The sequence below is a fragment of the Oxalobacter paeniformigenes genome (assembly GCF_027158465.1).
GTDB lineage: Bacteria > Pseudomonadota > Gammaproteobacteria > Burkholderiales > Burkholderiaceae_D > Oxalobacter > Oxalobacter paeniformigenes.
This window is the reverse complement of record NZ_JAMKYL010000007.1, coordinates 1-21,193: the sequence shown is the minus strand read 5'-3', so window position 1 is coordinate 21,193 and position 21,193 is coordinate 1. Positions and strand designations below refer to the sequence as shown.

Annotated in this window: 17 protein-coding genes, 1 tRNA gene and 1 riboswitch; of the genes, 1 reads left to right on the top strand and 17 read right to left on the bottom strand. The window is 52.9% G+C overall.

Going from position 1 to position 21,193, the window contains the following annotated elements; translation table 11 throughout:
* Positions 1 to 149: 149 nt before the first annotated feature.
* From glxR to gcl, 3 genes are read right to left on the bottom strand one after another with little or no spacing between them, the layout of a single operon-like run.
* On the bottom strand, positions 150 to 1,040 hold the full coding sequence (gene glxR / locus NAI64_RS07970; RefSeq protein ID WP_269299419.1) for a 2-hydroxy-3-oxopropionate reductase: 891 nt from the start codon (positions 1,038 to 1,040) through the stop codon (positions 150 to 152).
* 36 nt (positions 1,041 to 1,076) lie between these two features.
* Positions 1,077 to 1,859: a hydroxypyruvate isomerase gene (hyi, locus tag NAI64_RS07965; protein WP_269299418.1), complete on the bottom strand. Its 783-nt coding sequence runs from the start codon at positions 1,857 to 1,859 to the stop codon at positions 1,077 to 1,079.
* Positions 1,860 to 1,876: 17 nt separating this feature from the next.
* On the bottom strand, positions 1,877 to 3,625 hold the full coding sequence (gene gcl / locus NAI64_RS07960; protein WP_269299417.1) for a glyoxylate carboligase: 1,749 nt from the start codon (positions 3,623 to 3,625) through the stop codon (positions 1,877 to 1,879).
* A 130-nt stretch (positions 3,626 to 3,755) separates the two neighbouring features.
* On the opposite strand from gcl, the gene NAI64_RS07955 reads away from it, so the two are divergent.
* Complete coding sequence (locus NAI64_RS07955) at positions 3,756 to 4,667, top strand: LysR family transcriptional regulator (RefSeq protein WP_269299415.1); 912 nt, start codon at positions 3,756 to 3,758, stop codon at positions 4,665 to 4,667.
* Positions 4,668 to 4,778: 111 nt separating this feature from the next.
* Here NAI64_RS07955 and NAI64_RS07950 read toward each other — a convergent pair whose 3' ends face one another.
* The 14 genes from NAI64_RS07950 to NAI64_RS07885 all read right to left on the bottom strand — a co-directional run.
* Positions 4,779 to 8,492 (bottom strand): pyruvate carboxylase, encoded by a 3,714-nt coding sequence (locus NAI64_RS07950; protein ID WP_269299413.1) that lies wholly within the window; start codon positions 8,490 to 8,492, stop codon positions 4,779 to 4,781.
* Between the two features lie 261 nt (positions 8,493 to 8,753).
* Complete coding sequence (locus NAI64_RS07945; protein ID WP_269299411.1) at positions 8,754 to 9,464, bottom strand: biotin--[acetyl-CoA-carboxylase] ligase; 711 nt, start codon at positions 9,462 to 9,464, stop codon at positions 8,754 to 8,756.
* A 139-nt stretch (positions 9,465 to 9,603) separates the two neighbouring features.
* Positions 9,604 to 11,058 carry a tryptophanase gene (locus NAI64_RS07940; protein WP_269299409.1) on the bottom strand — a complete coding sequence of 485 codons (1,455 nt, stop codon included), beginning with the start codon at positions 11,056 to 11,058 and terminating at the stop codon, positions 9,604 to 9,606.
* Positions 11,059 to 11,652: 594 nt separating this feature from the next.
* A tRNA-Pro gene (locus NAI64_RS07935) sits at positions 11,653 to 11,729 on the bottom strand.
* Between the two features lie 17 nt (positions 11,730 to 11,746).
* Complete coding sequence (locus NAI64_RS07930) at positions 11,747 to 12,745, bottom strand: polyprenyl synthetase family protein (RefSeq protein ID WP_269299407.1); 999 nt, start codon at positions 12,743 to 12,745, stop codon at positions 11,747 to 11,749.
* A 109-nt stretch (positions 12,746 to 12,854) separates the two neighbouring features.
* Positions 12,855 to 14,189 (bottom strand): hemolysin family protein, encoded by a 1,335-nt coding sequence (locus tag NAI64_RS07925; RefSeq protein ID WP_269299405.1) that lies wholly within the window; start codon positions 14,187 to 14,189, stop codon positions 12,855 to 12,857.
* 99 nt (positions 14,190 to 14,288) lie between these two features.
* The gene (locus tag NAI64_RS07920) at positions 14,289 to 14,966 is read right to left on the bottom strand and encodes an anaerobic ribonucleoside-triphosphate reductase activating protein (RefSeq protein ID WP_269299404.1); all 678 of its coding nucleotides are present in this window, start codon (positions 14,964 to 14,966) and stop codon (positions 14,289 to 14,291) included.
* On the bottom strand, positions 14,956 to 15,138 hold the full coding sequence (nrdD, locus tag NAI64_RS07915) for an anaerobic ribonucleoside-triphosphate reductase (RefSeq protein WP_269299403.1): 183 nt from the start codon (positions 15,136 to 15,138) through the stop codon (positions 14,956 to 14,958). The genes NAI64_RS07920 and nrdD overlap by 11 nt, the downstream gene beginning before the upstream one ends.
* Before the next feature lie 32 nt (positions 15,139 to 15,170).
* The gene (locus NAI64_RS07910) at positions 15,171 to 17,234 is read right to left on the bottom strand and encodes a ribonucleoside triphosphate reductase (protein ID WP_269299401.1); all 2,064 of its coding nucleotides are present in this window, start codon (positions 17,232 to 17,234) and stop codon (positions 15,171 to 15,173) included.
* A gap of 12 nt (positions 17,235 to 17,246) precedes the next feature.
* Positions 17,247 to 17,378, bottom strand: a complete 132-nt coding sequence (locus tag NAI64_RS07905) for a hypothetical protein (RefSeq protein WP_269299399.1) — start codon at positions 17,376 to 17,378, stop codon at positions 17,247 to 17,249.
* Positions 17,363 to 17,552: riboswitch (cobalamin riboswitch) on the bottom strand. It overlaps the preceding gene by 16 nt.
* Positions 17,553 to 17,858: 306 nt before the next feature.
* Positions 17,859 to 18,479, bottom strand: a complete 621-nt coding sequence (locus NAI64_RS07900; RefSeq protein ID WP_269299397.1) for a TatD family nuclease-associated radical SAM protein — start codon at positions 18,477 to 18,479, stop codon at positions 17,859 to 17,861.
* A 16-nt stretch (positions 18,480 to 18,495) separates the two neighbouring features.
* Entirely contained in the window at positions 18,496 to 18,765 is a 270-nt protein-coding gene (locus tag NAI64_RS07895) for a hypothetical protein (RefSeq protein WP_269299395.1), read from the bottom strand.
* Between the two features lie 73 nt (positions 18,766 to 18,838).
* Positions 18,839 to 20,656: a glutamine--fructose-6-phosphate transaminase (isomerizing) gene (gene glmS, locus NAI64_RS07890; RefSeq protein ID WP_269299393.1), complete on the bottom strand. Its 1,818-nt coding sequence runs from the start codon at positions 20,654 to 20,656 to the stop codon at positions 18,839 to 18,841.
* 249 nt (positions 20,657 to 20,905) lie between these two features.
* A partial coding sequence (locus NAI64_RS07885) for a porin (RefSeq protein ID WP_269299391.1) occupies positions 20,906 to 21,193 on the bottom strand: 288 nt, incomplete at its 5' end.

Sequence of the window (21,193 nt, the reverse complement as noted above, 5' to 3'; positions counted from 1 at the left end):
ATCCTGAATAAAAAAACCATCAAATCGGACAAGCTCGATAAATTCGCATTACAGCGAATTCACTCCGTATCCTCTTTGATGGTTTCAAGTCACATGAACCCGGTGAAAGCGTAATGCTTTCACCGGATAAAATTACCGGAATGCCGGTCTCAAGCCTTGGCAATTTCGTGAGCAGACATGATTTCCACTGCACGGCACAGAGCGGAATGATCCATGCCGGACAAACCGTTTGCAGCACAGGCATTCATCAGTTCCTGAGCGGTTGCGGTATTCGGCAGGGAGATACCCAGCGATTTGGCGCCTTGCAGAGCCAGATTCAGATCTTTCTGATGCAGATTGATTCTGAAGCCAGGATTGAAAGTACGTTTGATCATGCGTTCGCCATGAACTTCCAGAATACGGGAAGAAGCGAAACCGCCCATCAGCGCCTGACGGACCTTGGCCGGATCGGCACCTGCCTTGGAAGCGAACAGCAATGCTTCGGCAACCGCCTGAATGTTCAGTGCGACGATAATCTGGTTGGCTACCTTGGTGGTCTGACCGTCACCGTTGCCGCCGACCAGCGTGATGTTCTGGCCCATCAGTTCGAACATCGGTTTGACCTTGTTGAAGGTTTCTTCCTTGCCACCAACCATGATGGTCAGGGAACCTGCCTTGGCGCCGACTTCACCGCCGGAAACCGGTGCGTCCAGATATTCGCAGCCGAGATCGTTGATCTTCTTGGCAAATTCCTTGGTGGCGATCGGGGAGATCGAGCTCATGTCGACAACGATCTTGCCTGCGCTCAGACCCTGTGCCACACCGTTTTCGCCGAACAGGACTGCTTCGACGTCCGGCGTATCCGGAACCATGATGAAGATGATATCGGACTGCTTGGCAACTTCGGCACCATTGGCGCAAGCCTTTGCACCACCGTCGAGCAATGCTGCCGGTGGTGTCTTTTTGTCATTGACGAACAGCTTGTGTCCACCCTTTTGCTGCAGGTTGGTGGCCATCGGCACACCCATGATACCCAAACCAATAAAACCAATATTTGCCATTGTTTATCTCCAGTTATCTCGTTTTGCTATATCCAATTATTTGACGTTGTATTCCTTGAGCCAGCCCAGGCCTTCAACCGTCGTGGTCTTCGGACGGTATTCGCAACCGATCCAGCCGTCATAGCCGATATCGTCGATGAACTTGAACAGGAAGTGGTAATTGATTTCACCCGTACCCGGTTCATTGCGCTTCGGATTGTCAGCAAGCTGCATGTGCTTGATCAGCGGCAAATTGGCCTGGATCGTGTTGGCCAGTTCACCTTCCATACGCTGCATGTGGTAAATGTCGTACTGGATGAACAGGTTGTCGGAACCGACGTCACGAATGATATCCACAGCCTGCTGCGTGCGATTCAGATAGGCGTTTTTCATATCGATCGTATTGACCGGTTCGGTAACCAGACGAATACCTTCCGCTTTCAGTTTGGCTGCAGCGAATTTCAGGTTGTCGACAAACGTAGCGCGCAACTTGTCTTCGGAAACACCCGGCAATACCGGACCGGAAAGACAGTTCACCTGTTTGACGCCCAGTTTCTTGGCCGCATTGATAGCGATACCGACGCCATCCTGGAATTCGCCTACACGATCCGGATGGCAGGCGATACCACGGTCACCTGCTTCCCAGTTGCCGGCCGGCAAATTGTGCAGTACCAGTTCCAGATTGTTTTTCTGCAGTTTTTCCTGCAGTTCATCCAGATTGTATGCATATGGGAAAAGGAATTCGACTCCTTTGAAACCTGCTTTGGCAGCAGCATCAAAACGGTCCATGAAGGGAACTTCATTAAACAGCATGGACAGATTGGCAGCCATTTTTGGCATCGTTCATCTCCTCTTTTTTATTCGTTAACGTCAAGGGCACCGCCAAATTCATTGATCTGGTCAAGGTTTCCGCCCATCGGAATGTTGGTGACTCTTTCCAGAATTGCTTCGACAACAACCGGTACCTGGAATTCCTTCATCAATTCACGTGCTTTCTTGAAGGCAGGGATCAATTCATCCGGCTTGTGAACACGAATGGCTTTGCAGCCGAGACCCTCTGCCACCTTGACGAAGTCGATACCATAACCTTCGACTTCAGGCGAATTGATATTGTCGAAAGACAGCTGGACACAGTAATCCAGATTGTTGAATCCCAGCTGACCCTGACGGATCAGCCCCAGATACGAATTGTTGACCACGATGTGGATATACGGCAGCTTGAAGTGTGCGCCGACCGCCAGTTCCTCGATCATGAACTGGAAATCGAAGTCACCGGACAGGGCAACGATATCGGCATCCGGCAATGCGGCACGAACGCCAAGTGCAGCCGGAATCGTCCAGCCCAGCGGACCTGCCTGTCCACAGTTGATCCATCCACGTGGCTGCTGGACTTTCAGATGCTGTGCAGCACCGATCTGGGACAGACCGATCGCGGTCACATAGTGAACATCCTTGCCAAAGAAATTGTTCATTTCCTGATAGACACGCTGCGGCTTCATCGGGACATCATCGTAGTCTGTACGACGCAGCATGGTGCGTTTGCGCTTGAGACATTCCGCAGCCCATGCGGAACGATCCTTGAGCTTGCCCGCTGCCTTCCATTCCTTGGCCAGTTCGACCAACTGTTCCAGCGCTGCCTTCGCATCGGAAACGATACCGTAATCCGGTGCAAACACCTTGCCCAGCTGTGTCGGTTCAATATCGATATGAACGAATTTGCGGCCACGCGTATAGGTTTCCAGTCCTCCCGTGTGACGGTTGGCCCAGCGGTTGCCGATACCCATGATGAAATCCGAAGCGAGGAAAGACGCATTGCCGTAACGGTGATGTGTCTGGATACCGACCATACCGGCATTCAGATCATGTTCATCCGGAATGGAACCCCAGCCCATCAGCGTCGGGACGACCGGTACGCCAAGAATTTCTGCGAGTTCGACCAGCAACGGGGAAGCATCGGCCAGAATGACACCGCCACCCGCGATAATCAGCGGTTTTTCGGCATCGTTGAGCATACCCAATGCCTTTTCGATCTGTGCACGGGTCGCACGTGGCTTGGTGACTTCCAGTGGAGCATAGGTATCCGGATCGAATTCAATCTCGCCCATCTGCACGTCCAGTGGCAAATCGATCAGACAAGGCCCCTGACGACCGGTACGCATCAGATAAAAAGCTTTCTGCAACGTCCAGGGCACCAGTGCCGGTTCACGAACCGTCACAGCCATTTTGGTTACCGGAGCAGCGATCTTTTCGATATCGACAGCCTGAAAATCTTCCTTGAAGAGCTTGGCACGCGGAGCCTGTCCCGTAATCGCCAGAATCGGAGTGGAATCGGCAATGGCGGAATAAAGCCCGGTAATCATGTCGGTGGCGGCAGGACCCGAGGTGCAGATACCCACCCCGATATTGCCCTGCTTGGCGCGGGTATAGCCTTCAGCCATGTGGGCGATACCTTCGCCATGACGCGCCAGAATATGTTTCATGGTGCCATGCTTTTTCAGTGCCGCATAAACAGGATTGATGCCGGCACCCGGGATACCGAACAACTGGGTAACACCTTCTTTTTCCAATACATAGACAGCCGCTTCGGCTGCAGTCATTTTTGCCATGAAGCACCTCCAGGTTGAAACAATTCAAATTTTTATAATGCTTTTAAGTCGCATTATATAGATGATTTTTTTGTTTGATAAGATTATAAAAAATCGCTTGATTCGATACTTTTTGTAAGGAATCACGACAATGGACAAAATCAAGCAAATTGAGGCATTCGTTAATGCAGCAGAGAAAGGCAGCCTGGCCAAAGCTTCGCTTGTGCTAGGAATCACTCCTGTCATGCTGGGGCGGCGTATAGATGCGCTGGAACGACGTCTTGGCATTAAACTCATGCATCGCACAACCCGACATCTTACACTAACTGAGCGTGGTACGGTATTCCTTGATCATTGCCGCAAGATACTTGACGAGCTCGAGCAGGCCGAACAAATGATCGGCGAAGGGCTCAACAAGGCAACAGGCCACCTGATCGTCTCCGCCCCTGCGGCGTTCGGGCGCAAGCATGTCGCACCCCATGCCCCGGCCTTTCTGGTCTCGAATCCCGAAGTCAGAATCTCTTTCAACCTGAGCGATCAGGTCGTCGATCTCGTCCGCGAAGGTTATGACATGAGCATCCGCATCGGCGGTTCGATCGATCCCGGCCTTGTCGCCGTCAAACTCTGTTCCAACCACCGTGTCGTCTGTGCATCGCCCGACTACCTGCAAAAAAACGGTACGCCGAAAACCTTGAAAGATCTCGGCGCACACAATTGCCTGACATTCAACCTGCAAGGCGGACAACAGCGTGGCTGGCACTTCAAGGAAAACAATCGCACTGTCATCGTGCGCACTTCGGGCAATCTGGATTGCAACGATGGCGAGCTGTTGCACCGCTGGTGTCTGGAAGGCTACGGACTGGCATGGCGTTCCACATGGGAAATCCAGTCCGAACTGGCATCGGGCAAACTGGTAACCGTACTGGACGATTTCGCTTTGCCAAGTTACGACATCATGGCCGTTTATCCGCGCCAGATTTACCTGCCCCTGAAAACCCGTCTTTTCATAGACCACCTCAAGGCAATCTATACCAGTCCGGAATACTGGACACGCCCCCACTGACTCCGCTGAATCACGAAACGATGCGGCGACAGGCTGTCCATGTCCGGCAAACAAAAAAGCCTGCCGGCATGATACCGGCAGGCTTTGGCATATCCGTCAGGCCATTTCGGCTCAAGACTCGTCCGGAATCTTCGTACCGCAATTCGGACAGAACTTCGACTTGCCGTCCGTAATCGGATAGGCACACTTCGGACACAGTTTCGGAACCGGCGACAATTCGACGATCAATTCGCCCTCCAGAACCGGCACCATACGGTGATCTTTCTTGAAATCCGCCGTCTTGACGACACGTTTGACAATACCGTTGACAGGAGACAATACAGAACGTTCCTGTTTCATGATCGAGACATTGAACAGTTCCTGTCCCTGCTTGACGATATCGCCTTCCTTGACATGAACGATCCAGAGATCGGCTTTGCGCGGGCTGGCGACCTGATACGGATTGCCGCTTTCCGCGATAATGGAGCCGGCACCACCGGCAGCCGTTACCGGAGCATCGATCTGGACATCGCTCGTCAGGATTTCGGAGTCGAGCACATAACGTACCGTAGCCACACCACTGTCGTTGACAGGATCAATGCTCAACAGCAACATCTGGTGGGGCTTGCCGCTGGACGTATTGAAATTCAGGGTCTGTCCAGGCTTGATCCCTTCAAACCAGACATCCAACGGCAAATAATTCGGATCGCCGAATTTTTTCTGGAATTCGATCGTCTTGATTGCATCTGCCGGATGATTCAGATACATGACGAATTCTTCGTCCGTCGGCTCGCGCTTGAGCGCCTTGGCCAGCTCGGCTCTTTCGGCAGCCATATCGACTGGCGGCAATTTTTCCAGCGGGGAAGCCTCGGTACGGGAAGCGATCGCCTGTTTCCAGTCCGCGCCGAACGCGCTCTGATACACCCAGTCGCTCGGGAATCCAAGCGGCAGGCGGCCAAACTGTCCCAGCAACAGCTTCTGGAAAGCCTCGTTGCAATCCCGATAGATATCCAGACGTTTGCGTTTGATATCCTCGGACAAATCCTCTTCTTTCGTTTCGGTCACGGTCTTCAATACCGACAACAACTGCTGTACTGCCGGCATGCCGTTGCGCTTGTACGCGCCGGTCACCGCCAGAAACGCCGTATTCCATGTCGTCTGGGAACCCGGGGTCACATCATGATAGCGGACGATCTGGCGCGTATAGGCCAGAAAGTCGAGCATGTATGGCAACAGGTGGATATAACCCTGCTTGACCGCACCTTCCTGCGAGGAAGATGTCGCGCCGCCCGGCATGGCATAACGGATCACATCGTAATCGACACCCTGGAAATACGGCGAACAATACCGGTCGAAATACGGCATGAACTGCTTGCAAACGAAGTTCGCATCACGCAATGCATCACGATTGAGACTGGTTTCAAGGCCCAGTTCCGTTTCCAGATAGGCTGCCAGCGAACCGATATCGCCCTGGCCGTAACTGCGGACCGAAGCACCCAGGCCGGCATCCACGATCTGGCAACCAGCTTCTGCCGCTGCCGCACAGGCCGGCAGGAACAAGCCGTCTGTGACATGGCGGTGATAATGCAACACCAGTTCCGGCCAGCGTTTTCTGAGTGCCTTGACCAGTTCGCGCATGAATTTCGGCGGACAAACACCAGCCATATCTTTCAGGCCCAGAATGAATTCGCGCACGACAGCCTTTTCCGACAGACCGGATACCTTCGACATCATGGCGATGATGGATTCCGTCACCTTGAGATAATGGTCGATATCGAAACCCTTGGCATAGGAAAGCGACAAGGCCGGTTCAAAAACCTTGTCCTTGCGATCCATGACCACTTCCGTAATCGGCAGCATGTTGGCCGGTTCATTGAGAAAATCGAAACAACGCACCACATCGTAATGGTCGCAAATCATTTCCCCGGTCAGACGCATCAGGTTTCTCGGTTGCGGGCTGTATCCCAGCACATTGGTGGAACGGATCAGCAACTGTTTCAGCGTCTTCGGTGCAAAACGGTTCCATTCTCGTGCTTCGGTAAACGGATACGTCATATTCGCCAGCATCGCGACATGGAAATGGGCACCGCCGCCGTTTTCGATCGAAAAGAGCCCCAGATTGTCCAGATACGGTCCAACGAGACGGTCTTCGGCCAGACGCATGCGGTTACCGTTATTGGACTGCGTCATGTCACGGGTCGTGGTATCCGTGAAATGAATCTTGCCGCTATCGCGCACGAAGTCAAGCAAGGCACGGCGATCGCCCCGCGGATAGGGTGACGGCGCCCGCTTCTGCTGCTGCGATATTTCAGGCAATACCATCGTAAAGCTACCCAAAGACGGTGTATTGCGGTTACGGTAGGTACCGAGTGAAACATACGGGTTATAGCCACGTGCGGAAATTTCGGCTACCAGCTTGGCCAGACGTTCGCTTTCCGGTGCAAGTACCGTGTAATTGAGCAATTCCGGATGATCGTGGATATAGGTCGTCGTGATATTGCCACTGCGGAAATTTTCGTCACTGATGATCTTCTGGATGAACGGAATCGTCGTTTTCAGACCACCGATCACATATTCGGAAAGCGCACGCTCCATGATTCCCAGCGTTTTCTGCCAATCATGTGAATAGGTGATCAGCAAGGCACCTGCCGAGTCATAGTTGGACGGGAACTCGTAGCCGGCAGACAGGTTCGAGTCCATACGGACACCAGGCCCGCCCGGAGACACATAACGGGTAACCAGCCCTGAATTCGGTGTGAAATTGTCCTGCGGATCTTCCAGATTGATACGTGCCTGCATGGACGTGAAAATCGGGCGCGTGTTTTCTTCGTTGAAACGCAGCTCGGAACCGAAAGCGATCGCAATCTGTTCTTCAACCAGGTCGATCCCGTAACGGCTTTCCGTAATCCCGTGTTCCACCTGCAACCGGGTATTGACTTCGATCATGTACGGAGTCGAATCCTCGGTAACCAGGAACTCGACCGTCGCCACGGAATGATACCCGACGGCCAACACCATCCGGCGCGCATATTCCTTGAGCTGTTCGCGCAATTCCGGCGTCAACCCCTTCCATGGAGAAGGCGTGATTTCGATCAGCTTCTGATTGTTGCGCTGTACGGTACAATCGCGTTCATCGAAAGCGAACACATTGCCCCAACGGTCCGCAATGACCTGAATTTCGATGTGGTGAACATTGGGCAGATATTTTTCGACAAACAGACGTGGATTGCCGAAAGATGCCTGAGCCATTGCGGAAGCCTTGGTAAATGCATCTTCCAGCTCCTCCTGATTGGTAACCAGGAAAATACCTCTGCCACCGCCACCACCTTCTGCTTTCAGCATGATCGGCAAACCGATTTCCTTGATGATGGCGCGGGCCTGCTCGACATCGACCGAATCATCCGACCCCGGAACGACCGGTACGCCCACCTTGCGCGCGACAAGACGTGCCTGAACCTTGTTGCCCAGCTTGTACATCGCATCGGCCGAGGCACCGATAAACGTAATACCTGCTTCTTCAGCCAGTTTCGGAAACTGCATATCTTCACTGGCGAAGCCCCATCCGGGATGGATAGCTACACAGTTACGTTGCTTGGCCAGTTCGATAATACGTTCCAGATGGAGATAGGCTCTCGGATCCGGGCCCAGAAGAATCAGTTCCTGGGCAGAAGCGGCTGCGGGTTGTGTCTTGTCAATATCGGTTGCCGTCATTGCCGAAACCGCCTCGAACCGTTCACAAATGGAACGGCAAATACGACGTGCCGGAATACCGCGGTTCACAACCAGGATGACTTTGCCACGCAGAGACTCCCGGACTTCTTCAAAAGTTCTTTTTTTATGATTCATATCTTCTCTCTGCATAGTCGCTAATCCAGTCTGTTATCGGAAAATACACCATGAAAAGCTAGCATTGATCAACAGGGTACAAAACAAATGTCAGCGCTAAACGTGTTAGCCTGAAAACCAAATTTATTTATCAAAAAACAATTATATGACAGGGGGCGATTTTCTACTCAGGGTATCATAAGATACAAAAAATTTTCCTTGATGCCACCCTTTCGGCACATCGCTTCCGGACATTCTGCCGTGTCTTTTCCACACATGCCGCTACGCTTTCCGCATGGCACCACGACGACAGACTTTCATGCCATCCTGTGTGGCCAGCAACACGCCCCCACGTTCGTCGATTCCGGCAAGCACGCCCGTCAACACCGAGCCATCCATCTCCATGCAGACCGTCTCATGAAGCCACAGTAATCTTGAAAGCGCTTGCATGCGCCAGAGACCGGCAAAATGTTTCAGGTCAAGATTTTTCAGACGCTTCACCAGATTTTCCACGATCATCTCCGGCGTCAGCGCAGCTGCCTGTTCCGGATCGATATCCCGCAAGCACACGGCAGGCAATGCGGCATCCTGCCGCAACGCCAGCGGATCCGGACAAAACGCCAGATTGATTCCGATACCGGCAATCAACCTGTCGCCTTTTTGCTCAAGCAAAATGCCGGCCACCTTTCCACCACCAATCACCAGATCGTTGGCCCACTTGATTTTCACCTCGAATCCGAAATCGGAAAGCGTTGCAGCAATACAACACGACAGAGCAATCGCCGCTTCGGTATTGTCAAACGGCGCCTCCGCTGGAAGCCTGATCGCGACATACACATTGCCTTTCGGACTAATCCAGGTACGACCGTATTGTCCACGACCAGCCGTCTGTTCATGCGCAATCAACGCATCGAACACGGAAAAACGGGATTCCGCCACCATTCTCCATGCGGCATCCAGAACCGAACTGGTACTTTCAAGCACTGTCACCATGACTGAAACCGAACCACGCCACACCATCACTCATTTTGCGAGAGCATACCTGAGTTGTCTTGACAAAAACAGGCTGCTCACTGCTGTTGAAAAAGCGACCGGAACCGGTCGCTTTTTCCATGCGAATACCGCCAGCCGGTTACAGGCTGTCGCCGAAGTCTTCGCGGAATTTGGCCACGAGTTTCTGCGGCCAGTCGGATGTCGGTGCCAAACGGCCAACGAAGAAACGCAATACTTTCGGTTCTTCAACGAACTTCAGACCACCGATCAGTTCACGATTCTTCCAGAGCCATTCGATACGATCCTGGGCATACTTGACCTGCGACAACGTAAAGACACGACGCGGGAAAGCCAGACGCAGCAATTCGACTTCAGACGGAACATCGTTGCCCTGTTCGTCACGATCCATCGAAATCGTTCCGCGTTCCATACCACGCACACCGGATACGATGTACAGTGCTGCAGCCAGCGCACCTGCAGGATAATCGAAAGAAGTCAGATGCGGCAGGAATCCGCGTGCATCCAGATGAGCGCCCAGACCACCGGCCGGCGTAATGACCGGAATACCCTTGGCATCCAGACTATCTACCAGATATTTGATGAATTCCGGCGAATGACGGATAACGTTCCAGTCAACGGCCTCATGCAGGCCGATCGCCATGGATTCGATTTCACGTACGGAAATACCGCCGTACGTCAGGAAGCCTTCGAACAACGGCACCATATCGCGCATTTTCAGGTACAGATCGCGATTCTTCGTCGCGATACCGCCACCACGCGAGCAGCTGATCTTGCGTGCCGAGAAATAGATGATATCGGCCAGATCACACAATGTACGCAGGATTTCGGCAGGCGTTTTGTCCATGAATTCCGGTTCGCGCATCTTGATGAAATACATGTTTTCGCAAACCAGGCTGATATCCAGTACGATCAGAATACCGTTTTCATCGGCGACCTTGCGGACGGCACGCATGTTTTCAATCGAGAACGGCTGTCCGCCGATCAGGTTGGTACCTGCTTCCATACGGATATAGGGAATCTTTTCCTTGCCGACGGTCTTGACCAGTTCACGGAGCTTGTCGATATCCATATTGCCCTTGAACGGCTTGTCGGAACGGATTTCAAGCGCAGCATCGGTAAACAGTTCAACGACCTTGCCACCAGCCAGTTCGACATGCGCCTTTGTCGTCGTAAAATGGAAATTCATCGGAACGATATCACCCTTGCGGACAAATGCCTGCGAGATGATATGTTCCGCGGCACGTCCCTGGTGAGCCGGCAGGAAATATTCCGTTCCCAGAATTTCCTTGACGGCTTCATACAGGCGATTGAATGATTCGGAACCGGCATAGGCATCGTCCGCAATCATCATCGAGGCAACCTGACGGTCGGACATGGCATTGGTACCGCTGTCAGTCAGCATGTCCATGAAAACATCACGGTTCTGCAACAGGAAAGTGTTGTAACCGGCATTTTCCATTGCTTTCAAACGTTGTTCGATCGGCAAGAGATTGAGTTTCTGGACGACTCTTACCTTGTGCATTTCAATAGGGACATATTCCCCGCTGGTCATCTTGATGGCTTCACTGGACATAAGAAATCTCTATCAATGAGGTGGCGTGACAAATAAAAAAACTTCCTGACCGAACCCGGACGACAGGAAGCCGGTTCTCCTGAAAATTCAGGGCTTCAAACTGCGTTATGCAAAAATGTTTGTATTATTTCATTTTTTGATGAAAACTCAATGCCATCGGGCAAAAAACTTTTCTCATGCCATACCGACGGCACGCGAAAATCATCATCCATCCGGTATTTCACCCCTTGATCGCACGATCACCGGCATTCCTGTTCGTCGTCTTTTCCCCGCACTTGCATCCGTGCACTGGCAGCGTTCCATACGCTATCCGGGAAAATCATGCACAAAACTCACGACACATGCATACGAACCGGTTCGAAAAACACAGGTCATGCATACATTGCCAAACCTCCAAGTGAAGCCACCACAAACCATAACCTGTTTCATCGTCACAAGGCATGGCGATCAACCCGATCTGTCGGCGCGGACTCACGGTACTTCTGAACAGTTGTATCATCCGCACGATTATTAGAAAGGCATACAAGACCAGCCGCCCGACAAGCGGCACACGATATCGTATGTACAGGAAAAAATGAAGAAAGAAGAGAAAATTGGTCGGGGTGAGAGGATTCGAACCTCCGGCCTCTACGTCCCGAACGTAGCGCTCTACCAGGCTAAGCTACACCCCGAAATGACAGCAGAAAGATCAAAAACTCCTTTCTACCGAGAAGGATGCTAATTCTAGCAAAGATTTTCCGTATTGACCACTCCCCTCACCACTGAAAACCGCAAGTGCCTGTGTTGCCTGCGCAACAGCCTGCCCGGCCTTGCTGCGTGTATATTCGAGCGCACCGCATGAACAAACTGCTTCTGACACTGCGGCAAAGCAACTTTCATCGTTTTCTTCCACACAGCGGCGAACCAGTTCCTTTTGCTGTTGTGTCCCGTTTTCGAACAGATAAATCAGCGGCAACGTCATCTTGCCTTCTTTCAGATCGTTACCGATACGCTTGCCCATCTCACCGGTATCACCTGCGTAATCCAGCACATCGTCGATCAACTGGAAAGCCATGCCCAGCGCACGTCCGAACCGTGCAGCCGCGCGAACCTTTTCATCTGTTGCCTGTGCGATCAGTGCACCGATCTCGCAGGAGGCTTCAAAGAGCTTCGCCGTTTTGGCATAGATGACGTTCATGTAGGCACCTTCATCTACCGCGATATTGCGCACATGCGTCAATTGCATGACCTCGCCTTCCGCAATCAGATTGGTCGCATCCGCCAGTACATCAAGAATACGCATATTGCCGACGGATACCATCATCTGGAAAGCACGGGTATATAGAAAATCACCGACAAGCACTGATGCCGCATTGCCGAACGATACATTGGCGCTGGGAATTCCACGACGCAGTTGCGCTTCATCCACCACATCGTCATGCAGCAAGGTTGCGGTATGGATGAATTCGATCGTTGCCGCCAGCGTACAGTGATCTTCCCCCTGATACCCCAGTGCACGTGCTATCAGCAAAACGAGAACAGGACGAATCCGCTTCCCGCCGGCATTGATGATATATTCCGCAATCGTGCCGACCAGCGCGATATCCGAATGCATCTGCTGACGGATAATCCGGTCCACCGATTCCAGATCCGGCAACACCGGCGCAAGGAAGGCAGAACCGGAATCATTTGTCTTGTATTGGCTCAATATGGCACCGTTCTGTTTCGTTACTCGTCTCGAAAATACCCTGTCAATGGCAGCGATTATACGATGCACACGTTCCGGATGCTAATTTCCGCTTCCACGAACACCACACTCATTCAGACTTCACGTTTCCATCCGTCTCAGGCGGTACGACCAGCACCTTGTCGACGCGATTGCGATCCATATCCATCACTTCAAAGCGCCATCCGCCGACCTCGAAACGATCAGCAGCCACAGGTATCCTACCAAGCATATACATCACAAAACCGCCCACGGTATGAAACCGGTTGGAATCCTCGCCCGGCAACCCGCCATGTATCCCCAATTCGGACACCAGCCGCTCGATACTGATTTCGCCATCGACCAGCCAGGAACCATCTTCTCGCCGGACGAGATCATCCTTTTCATTGACATCCGGAACGGACGAATCCCCCACAATCGCAGCCAGAACATCCGTCATCGTCACAATGCCCTGCATATCGCCATATTCATCCACGACCAGCGCCAGCGAATTGCGTGCATGGCGGAAATTCTCGAGAAGCTGTATCGTCGTGATCGTCTCGGGGACAAACAACGGCTTGAGCAGAACGGACTCGATATCTTCCGGCATGACCGGTGTTCCGTTGACGGTTTTCCCCAACAAGTCACCACGACGCAAAATCCCGAGAACATGCTGTAGGCCATCCCGGCAAACGATGAGGCGTGTATGCTCCGTTGAAGCGATCCGGCTTCTGATCAATTCGGGGGTATCGTCAAGATCAAGAACCGCCAGATCGTGCTTGGGCGTCATGATTTCCACAATCGGCTGCTGATCCAGACGCAAGACATTGGAAACGATTTCCTGTTCTCCCTTGTGGAAAACACCGGCCTTCGTTCCCTGTCCCATCAGCGCCCTGATTTCATTGTCACTGATGGGCGGATCGCTGTTTTTTCTGACGCCGAGCATTCCCAAAAACCACTCGCTGGATTTGGAAAGGAGCCAGACCAGCGGCAGCGCAACAACCGCCAGCGCACCCAACGGGCGCGACATGATCGAGGCCAGCCGCTCCGGCGCCAGCAATGCCAGACTTTTCGGAACCAGCTCACCGATCACAACCGAAAAATACGTCAGACAAACGACTGTCACCGCAAGGGCGATCCCTCTGGCATATACCTGTAACCCGGGAATTTGCGCCAGCCATCCGGCCAACGGCGCCGAAATCGCCTTTTCACCGACAGCACCGCTCAAGATACCGATAGAAGTAATACCGACCTGGATAGTCGACAAAAAACGGGATGGCGAACGATACAGTTCAAGTGCCTTTTTCGCCCCCGAGCTTCCCTCGTCCGAGAGACTTTGCAAGCGAACTTTTCTGGACGAGACCAGCGCGATTTCGGACATGGCGAAAACGCCATTCAACACCGTCAGCAAAAACAGCAGCAGCAAATCTGTCAGAAACGCACTCATATCATTCGTCCGCCATCATCAGGAAACCATATGGTAACGGAAACCCGGGCGATTCAGAAATCCGGACTGAGGACATCCGGTATGAACGAACGCAAATTGTCAAAATCGGCACGTCACCGAAGGAAGATGCGCACGAATGGCGTCCAGTACCTCATCCGGTACATGGCGACTCCGGCGAGTCGTTTCATCACGACAAGCCTGAAGCACCAGATGGGACGCACCGGCCTGAGCCAGTTGCATCGCCATTTTCCGGGCACGTGCCGCATCGAAAAAATCCGGATCCAGCGTACAGCGCAATTCATGCGGAGTACCGGCCTGAACAATATACCGCAAGGCGTCCCGTGTACGGCTGCCGTCGCCACCACCGGTAATGAGCGCATATTCGTCAAACGGCGCCTTGATGTCCAGTCCGACCCAATCCACCAGCGGCAACATGTCATGTAACCGGTCAGGATAGACACCGGACGTATGCAAGGCTACCGCAAAACCTTGCTCGCGTACCGCGCTTGCGGCATCCGGCAACTGGCGTTGCAACAGAGGTTCACCTCCGCTGAAAACCACTCCTTCCAGAAGGCCGCGTCTTGTCTCAAGCCACTGCATCACCTCTGTCCATGCATATTTCCCGCCGACACCGGCAGGCAACAAATGCCTGTTGTGACAATAACGGCATCGCCAGGGACATCCCTGACAAAATATGACCGCGGCCAGCCGGCCGGGAAAATCGATCGTGGTAAACGGTGTGATTCCCCCGACCTGCAGGGTTACATCATTTGTCACGGGTGCATGCACAAGGTGTTTCCGGGATAACGGATTCGACAAAATGAACCCGTTCGCGGTGTTCACTCTGTTTTCCGGGGTTGAATTCCGAAACCGGGCGGTGATAGCCCATCACACGTGTCCAGACCTCACAGCGCTGACGCTTTTCCTGAGGCAAACGGGAAGTATCCATAATCATTCCTTTCTGCTAACGGGTTAGTCGATTCAATGTTTCTGTTTTTCCATTTCCGCCATCAGTTCTTCGTCACAGATGGGGCAAAATTCATGTTCGCCGGCCAGATAACCGTGCTTCGGACAAATAGAGAATGTCGGTGTCACCGTCAGATACGGCAACCTGAAATTCGTCAGTGCTGTCCTGACCAGCTTGCGACAGGCCTCAGGCGATGAAATCTGTTCCTGCATATAAAGATGCAGCACCGTTCCACCGGTATAGCGAATCTGCAAATCATCCTGACAGCGCAACGCCTCGAACGGATCGTCGGTATAGCCGACCGGCAATTGGGACGAGTTCGTGTAATACGGATGTTCGGGCGTACCGGCCTGAAGAATATCCGGATAACGCTTTTTGTCCTCGCGCGCGAAACGGTAAGTCGTCCCTTCAGCAGGAGTGGCTTCCAGATTGTAGAGATTACCGGTTTCTTCCTGATAATTCTTCATCCGTTCGCGCAAATGATCGAGCAAACGCAACGCCATCTGGTGGCCGAATTCGGTCGTAATATCATCACGATCATTCGTGAAGTTGCGAATCATTTCATTGATGCCGTTCACACCGATCGTCGAAAAATGATTGCGCAGTCTGCCCAGATAACGTCGCGTATACGGGAACAGCCCGTCATCCATCAGGCGCTGGACGACCTTGCGCTTGATTTCAAGACTGTCTTTCGCCCTGTCGGCCAGATAATCCAGACGGGCGAACAAGCCCTTTTCATCCCCCTTGAACAGATAACCGAGGCGTGCGCAATTGATCGTCACCACACCGATCGAACCCGTTTGTTCCGCCGAACCGAACAAACCGTTGCCACGTTTGAGCAATTCGCGCAAATCCAGTTGCAAACGGCAACACATCGAACGCACCATATTCGGCGCCAGATCGGAATTCAGGAAATTCTGGAAATACGGCAAACCGTATTTGGCCGTCATGGCAAAAAGCCGTTCCGCATTTTCCGATTCCCACGGGAAATCCGACGTGATGTTATACGTCGGGATCGGGAACGTGAATACCCTGCCACGCCTGTCACCTGCCGTCATCACCTCGATATAGGCGCGGTTGAGCATATCCATCTCTTCCTGCAATTCACCATATGTGAACGGCATTTCCTCACCGGCGATCACCGGTACCTGCTGGCGCAAATCCTCCGGGCAAACCCAGTCGAACGTCAGATTGGTGAAAGGCGTCTGTGTTCCCCAACGGGATGGCACATTCAGGTTATAGATGAACTCCTGCATATGCTGCTTGACTTCGTCGAACGACAAGCCGTCATTGCGGACATAAGGCGCCAGATAGGTATCAAACGAACTGAATGCCTGTGCACCGGCCCATTCGTTTTGCAGGGTGCCCAGAAAATTGACCATCTGGCCCAATGCCGTCGAAAAATGCTTCGGCGGATCGGCTTCCGGCTTGCCCGGAACACCGTTGAATCCTTCATACAGCAATTGCCGCAGCGACCAGCCGGCGCAATATCCGCACAACATATCCAGATCATGGATATGGTAATCGGCGTCACGATGCGCCATACCGATTTCCGGAGGATAGACATGACTCAACCAGTAATTCGCCGTCACCTTGCCCGATACATTCAGAATCAGACCACCCAGCGAATACCCCTGATTGGCATTGGCCTGAACACGCCAGTCCGCACGATCGACATATTCCTCGACGGAAGAAGCGACATCGACCAGCGTTCTTCTATCCTGCCGCAAGCGGTGACGCTGGTCACGATACGTGGCATAGGCACGGAATGTCCGCGTGTGATTGGCATCGACCAGCATCTGTTCGACGACATCCTGAACCTGCTCGACCGTCGGCGCGGAACCGGCAAAACGGTGCCGCAACACTTTCAACGTCCGCTGCGTCAGAAGCTGCGCTTCATCCTCGCCGAAATCACCGGTCGCACGACCAGCCTTGGCAAGCGCAACCGTAATCCTTTTGGCATCGAACGGCACTTCGGCACCGTCGCGCTTGATGATACGCTGGGGTAATGGGGGCAATACGGAAGGCGCCGGTTGAACCGCCTCCCGATCAACTACGACTTTCTCTTCCGTTTTCATTCAGTACCTTCTTCATCTGGCGGAACCGAAAGAAAACAACACGGCAAGCGAACAAACCATCGCAAAACCGGACAAGGTGGAATGACATTCCAGCAGACTGTTTTCCTTCAGGACACCCCGCCCTGCTTTGGGAATAATCGTCAATGGCAGGTCTCCTGGCTTGCGGATCGTTGCGAAACACCTTCCTTCCCGGTTACCCAGTGGTTTGCAGGTGCACGCTACCGTATACAGTTGCGGGGGCAGCTCCGGAATCATCTTTCCGACTTGACCGGATTCCCTTTTCATCCCGTTAAAGGAACCATTGTCCGTGCAGTATAACGTAACTTCAAAAAGGCTGCACGGCGCCGCGCATTGCCGGATACCTGACCGGTTTTCATTCTAACCCACCCCCGCGGACATAAATACAATTTATGTCAGAAAAATGAAAGATCCGGCAAATCAGCAAAAAATCAATTAAAATCAACGGGTTGCAAATCATGTATTCCGGCAGGCCATACTATCGGCCCCAATACACGACGGTTTTACACACCAAGCGCAATATTGCGCAAACAAAAACCGGACATCCGCTGCCGGTGATGTCCGGTTGTGTGTTCATGAAAAATCTTCCTGATCCAACGCACCCTGTCAGGCCAGATCGTCCAATACCCGCCGTCTGAATTTCACACCGAGCCGGTTTGCAATAGCTTCACATGCCTTTACATCAACCCCCGGCAAACCGTCGACAGCCGTCACGGTCACATCGGCTCCCGCCTTTTTCGCACTGGCGACAAATTCCAGCACCGATGCATACGCGCCGGGAAATTTGGGACGGCAATGGCGGTTATAGGTTTCTTCATCCTGCGCATTGAGCGAAACGGAAATGACCGGAATCAGCGCGGCGATTTCAGGTGCGACATCGCGACCGTTTATCATATTGCCCAGACCGTTCGTATTGAGACGGAGTTTCGCCCCTTTTTCGCGCAAGCGTCTTGCGACTTCCAGCATATCGTCAAGACGTGTCGTCGATTCTCCCATTCCGCAAAAAACGATTTCCCGGTAGTCCGCCGGATTGCCTGCTGCCTCGACAAGTTCATCGACCGTCGGATGATGATGCAAGTGCATATCGTATTCCTTGACCGACCAGGAACCATTGAATTTCGGACAGAACGCGCAACGCAATACTCCGCAACGGTTGGTCATATTCAGATAGCGGCTGCCATGCAAGGTATAACCGACCGTATCTTCATAATTTTCAGACCCTGACATATCCATATCCCCGCTTTCATTTCCCCATAAACCAGCTGATGACCAGCATGGCGATACCGACATTGACCGCGATATTCAGTTTGGGTGCGACTTTTCCGTTGGCGCGCAAATAATTGACCAGCGCCCATGACAGCCACAACACCAGTTCTCCGGCCCCACGGAAAATATCGAGATTCGTCTGCGCCAGATAAATCCGGTATCCTCCCTGAATTGCCAGAAAGAAACAGAACGCGGCAAGCGCAAGACGGACACTTCTCTTGTTGACGAATTGCCAGAAAGCATCCATTCGGATCCTCCCCTCATGCTTTGTTGCACCGGACAGCTTCTATTGTACGCCAGCCGTACCGTATTGCCCGTTTTTATTCCACCGTCACCGATTTGGCCAGATTGCGCGGCTTGTCGACATCAGTCCCGCGAACCAGCGCCGTATGGTATGCCAGCAACTGCAAGGGAATCACATGCAATATCGGTGAAAGCTGGCCATAGTTTTCCGGCATACGGATAACGTGAATACCTTCTTGCGACATGATACGCGTATCCGAATCGGCAAAAACATAAAGCTGGCCACCACGCGCCCGGACTTCCTGCATGTTCGACTTCAGTTTTTCCAGCAGATCATCATTCGGTGCGATCGTCACCACCGGCATCTTGTCCGTGACCAGCGCCAGCGGTCCATGCTTGAGCTCACCCGCCGGATAGGCTTCGGCATGGATATAGGAAATTTCCTTGAGCTTGAGTGCGCCTTCCAGCGCGATCGGATAATGGATACCACGTCCCAGAAACAGCGCATCGTTATGACGTGAAAAATCTTCCGCCCAGGCGATAATCTGCGGTTCCAGCGCCAGTACTGCCGAAACGGCGACCGGCAAATGGCGCAACGATTTCATATGCGCCGCTTCCTGCTCCGGCGTGAGTCTGCCTCGAATCTTGGCAATCACCAGCGACAACAGGAAAAGCGCCGTCAGCTGCGTGGTAAACGCCTTGGTAGATGCGACACCGATTTCCACACCTGCCCGCGTAATATAGGACAATGCACATTCGCGCACCATTGCACTGGTCGCCACATTGCAAATCGTCAGTGAACGATTCATGCCCAGATCACGCGCATGGCGCAAGGCCGCCAGAGTATCAGCCGTTTCACCGCTCTGGCTGATGGTGACGACCAACCGGTTCGGTGATGGAACACTGTCACGGTAGCGGTATTCACTGGCGATTTCAACCTCGACCGGAATCCGCGCAATCGACTCCATCCAGTATTTTGCTGTCAGACCGGCATAATAACTGGTTCCGCACGCCAGAATCAGGATCGAATCGGTCTGTTGCAAAATCGGCAAGGCACCGTCCCCAAACAGTTCCGGTGAAATACCGGCAAGGCCCTGCAAGGTATCCGAAATCGCACGCGGCTGTTCGAAAATTTCCTTTTGCATGAAATGCCGGTAAGGTCCAAGTTCCGACACACCGGCATAGACGCTGACAACACGCACTTCGCGCGGCGCAGGACGCCCCTGCGCATCGTAGATATGACAATCGTTGAGACTGATATCGACCGTATCGCCTTCTTCCAGATATACGATCCTGTCCGTCGTTCCCGCCAGCGCCAGCGCATCGGATGCAAGAAAATGTTCGTTCTCGCCGATCCCGACCACCAGCGGCGACCCCTGTCGTGCACCGACCATGCGCTGCGGCTCGTCACGACAAATCACCGCGATCGCAAACGCACCACGCAACCGCGTCACAGCCGACTGCACTGCCTTGAGCAAGTCGCCCTGGTAAAGGCTGTCGATCAAGTGAGCGATCACTTCGGTATCCGTCTGACTCGAAAACACATAACCTTTCGCTTCCAGTTCGGCACGCAAAACCGCATGGTTTTCGATGATACCGTTATGCACCAGCGCGATCCGTTCCCCTGAAAAATGGGGATGGGCATTGTCGGTCGTCGGGGCGCCATGTGTCGCCCAGCGAGTATGCGCGATTCCCAGAAAACCTGAAAGATGCCGGCCGTTGACCTGTTTTTCCAGTTCAGCAACCCGTGACGTACTGCGAGAGCGCTCCAGATGACCTTCCGTACACAAGGCGATCCCGCAGGAATCGTACCCTCTGTATTCCAGTCGTTTCAGACCTTCCAGCATTACAGGAACGACATTGCGTTTTGCCACCGCACCGACTATACCGCACATAAGAAATCCTCAATCCCGTCAACACTCGCGCACAGGAACCATCCTTGCGCCCCGAATCTTTCCGGCAGACAGTTCTGCCAGACACGTAGCCTATCACAAGTCACCACAGCTGACCCGCCTGCATTTGTAAAAAACCGTTACAACACGATGTGTCAGCGTGTGTAAAAAAAAGCACCTCTGCATGAGAGGTGCTTTTCGGTTCATCTGCACTCAGACAAAACCGGCCGAAACCGGTTCTGCATTCAGCAATTAGAACTTGTGGGTGATACCGACCTGAACAGCCTTTACGCTGTGTTCGACGTCACCATAAATTTTGGCGACATCTTCATCATCGTAGTCGGTGTATGCAACCATACCGTAGATGTCGGTACGTTTGGACAGGTTATAGGTATAACCGATGCCGTATTTGTAGATGTCCTTGTCGCTGACATGGACACTACCGTTGGCTTCGACTTCCATCCACTGTGCGGAAGCGTTCAGACGCCCCGGGCCCAGTTTCCATTCCAGACCCAGCAACCACTGTTTCTGCTTGAGTTT

Coding starts and splice junctions, on each gene's coding strand:
- NAI64_RS07925 (WP_269299405.1), bottom strand. CDS start 14,189: ATGAGTGCGTTTCTGACAGATTTGCTGCTGCTGTTTTTGCTGACGGTG.
- glmS (WP_269299393.1), bottom strand. CDS start 20,656: ATGTGCGGTATAGTCGGTGCGGTGGCAAAACGCAATGTCGTTCCTGTA.
- NAI64_RS07910 (WP_269299401.1), bottom strand. CDS start 17,234: ATGAAAACGGAAGAGAAAGTCGTAGTTGATCGGGAGGCGGTTCAACCG.
- NAI64_RS07900 (WP_269299397.1), bottom strand. CDS start 18,479: ATGTCAGGGTCTGAAAATTATGAAGATACGGTCGGTTATACCTTGCAT.
- NAI64_RS07955 (WP_269299415.1), top strand. CDS start 3,756: ATGGACAAAATCAAGCAAATTGAGGCATTCGTTAATGCAGCAGAGAAA.
- NAI64_RS07945 (WP_269299411.1), bottom strand. CDS start 9,464: ATGGTGACAGTGCTTGAAAGTACCAGTTCGGTTCTGGATGCCGCATGG.
- nrdD (WP_269299403.1), bottom strand. CDS start 15,138: ATGGATACTTCCCGTTTGCCTCAGGAAAAGCGTCAGCGCTGTGAGGTC.
- NAI64_RS07895 (WP_269299395.1), bottom strand. CDS start 18,765: ATGGATGCTTTCTGGCAATTCGTCAACAAGAGAAGTGTCCGTCTTGCG.
- hyi (WP_269299418.1), bottom strand. CDS start 1,859: ATGCCAAAAATGGCTGCCAATCTGTCCATGCTGTTTAATGAAGTTCCC.
- glxR (WP_269299419.1), bottom strand. CDS start 1,040: ATGGCAAATATTGGTTTTATTGGTTTGGGTATCATGGGTGTGCCGATG.
- NAI64_RS07950 (WP_269299413.1), bottom strand. CDS start 8,492: ATGAATCATAAAAAAAGAACTTTTGAAGAAGTCCGGGAGTCTCTGCGT.
- NAI64_RS07940 (WP_269299409.1), bottom strand. CDS start 11,058: ATGTCCAGTGAAGCCATCAAGATGACCAGCGGGGAATATGTCCCTATT.
- gcl (WP_269299417.1), bottom strand. CDS start 3,625: ATGGCAAAAATGACTGCAGCCGAAGCGGCTGTCTATGTATTGGAAAAA.